Origin of the sequence: Sphingomonas sp., assembly GCF_031372575.1 — a bacterium.
GTDB lineage: Bacteria > Pseudomonadota > Alphaproteobacteria > Sphingomonadales > Sphingomonadaceae > Sphingomicrobium.
The window spans coordinates 1-1,945 of the sequence record NZ_JANMLM010000078.1 but is presented as its reverse complement, the minus strand read 5'-3'; the positions used below and the strand labels follow the sequence as shown (position 1 = coordinate 1,945).

General features: G+C 63.4%; 2 protein-coding genes and 1 pseudogene. All 3 read right to left on the bottom strand.

Annotation, left to right across the window (positions count from 1 at the left end; translation table 11 throughout):
• Positions 1-458, bottom strand: a pseudogene (locus tag RMN73_RS07780) (adenylate/guanylate cyclase domain-containing protein); the annotation flags it as partial.
• Entirely contained in the window at positions 455-1,084 is a 630-nt protein-coding gene (locus tag RMN73_RS07775; protein WP_309602752.1) for a CHASE2 domain-containing protein, read from the bottom strand. The pseudogene RMN73_RS07780 and the gene RMN73_RS07775, both read right to left, overlap by 4 nt.
• Before the next feature lie 150 nt (positions 1,085-1,234).
• The coding region (locus RMN73_RS07770; RefSeq protein ID WP_309602751.1) for a phosphotransferase family protein at positions 1,235-1,945 on the bottom strand (711 nt) is incomplete at its 5' end.

Genomic DNA, 1,945 nt, shown 5'->3' with positions numbered 1-1,945 from the left:
GTATCGATCCCGCGCCACTCGAACAGGAATGGCGCCGCACCGAAGAACAATAATTGCCCGACGATCAGTACGCTGAGCATGCCGGGGCGAACATCGACCATTGAGGTGAAGGCACCGGCGAGGACGACGAAGACGGCGAGGATCCACAAAGCGGTGCCGTTGATCCGCCCGGGCAATCGGCGATCGAGCGCCTGAGCGAGCATCGCGCCGTGGACCTGCAGCCCGGCGATGGTCTTCTTGGTCACCCGGGTCAGCGGATATTCGAATTGGTCGCTGTCGGGCAGATCACCGCCGATCAGGACATATCGGCCCTTGACCTCGCCCGACAAGGCAGGCGCCACGCTGGGGTCGATGAACAGGTCGACCGGCAGCGACGGGACGACGTCATATTCATTGTTGATCGGCGCGCTGTAGAGGACGCTGCCCTGATAGCTGGCGGCGGCTTTTCGACCGCTCATCGCGACCTGCCGGGATCGCTCTCGATATGGATCGAGGCCTTGCGGACGTTGGGATTGCCGATGCTGGCAAGGAACTTATCCATGAACTCCTGCTGCCACACCTGGATGTCGCGCGGATTATGGGCATTGTCGGCATAGCCCATCCACACCGGGGTCTTCATCACGCGCAGCGCGGCGATCAGCTTGGAATCGTCGGGCTGCGCCTGGTCGAACAAAATATCGATGCCGATCGCTTTGGCCCCCATGCCATCAAGGTTGGTCAGCGCCTCGGCCAGGGTGGTTCGATCGAGCGGCGAACGCTCGCCGGTCCGCCCCTGGCTGTCCTCGGTGAACGGAACCAGCAGGATGCGCTTTTCCTGCGCCACCTTGCGCGCGGCGAGCGCGGCATAGGACGCGCGGGCGTCATATAAAGCGCGCTCGGCATCGGTGGTGATCGGAATGGTCCAGTTGTGCTTCGATCCATCGTCATCGGCGACCATGATCGGCGTTTCCCAGCTGAACCGCGCGAGCAGGATTGCGATGATGATAAATAGCGTGGTCGCAATGCGGCGACCAAGCGGCACCTGCGCCAGATCCTTAGCGATCGAGGCAAACGTCGGCAGGCCCACGCTGACGCGAGCTTCCACCTTGGGCCATTTCAATGGCTTGTCCACCCCTGCCGACCGCTCCAAACTTATGGTTATCGAGTCGTTATGCGCCAAGCGAATAACTTCGGATAAGCCAAAAGGCGAGGGCGGTGGGCGTGACTGTGCCGCGATGCGACAGGGTGGCGCCGGTTAGAGCCGGGCGGTTTCGGCGACGCTCCACGCCAGATCGGCGAGCGGTTCGGTCAGCGCGGCGGTGGCAGCGGCATGGTCCGACGAGGCATTGCCGCGCGCCAAGCGGCCGCGGATGCCGTGGGTAATCGCGGCAAGGCGGAACATCACGAACGCCATCAGATAATCGATGTGGGGCAGGCAGTCGCGCCCGGTGCGCGCGCAGTAAGTGGCGATATATTCCTGTTCGGTCGGAATTCCGAGTGCGGCGTAATCAAGGCCTGCTAGCCCGGTGAACATACCAGCGGGCATGCGGTACATCATCAAATGATAGACGAAGTCGGCGGCGGGGTCGCCGAGCGTCGACAATTCCCAGTCGAGCACCGCAATCACGCGCGGCGCATCGGCGGCGAAGATCATATTGTCGCAGCGAAAATCGCCGTGGACGATGCGCGCATCCCCTGCGTCGGGTGGCAGATTGGCGCGGAGCCACTCGACCAGCCGGTCCATCGCCGGCACCCGCCCAGCGTCGACATCGCCTTCATATTGCTTCGACCAGCGCGCCACCTGCCGCTCGACGAAATTGGTCGGGCGGCCGTAATCGCCAAGGCCGATCGCGGCCGGATCGATCGAATGGAGGGCGGCGATGGTGGCGTTCATTGCGTCAAAATGCGCGGCGCGTTCCGCTGGCGTCAGGCTGGGGAAGGTCGGGTCCCAGACGATCCGCCCCTC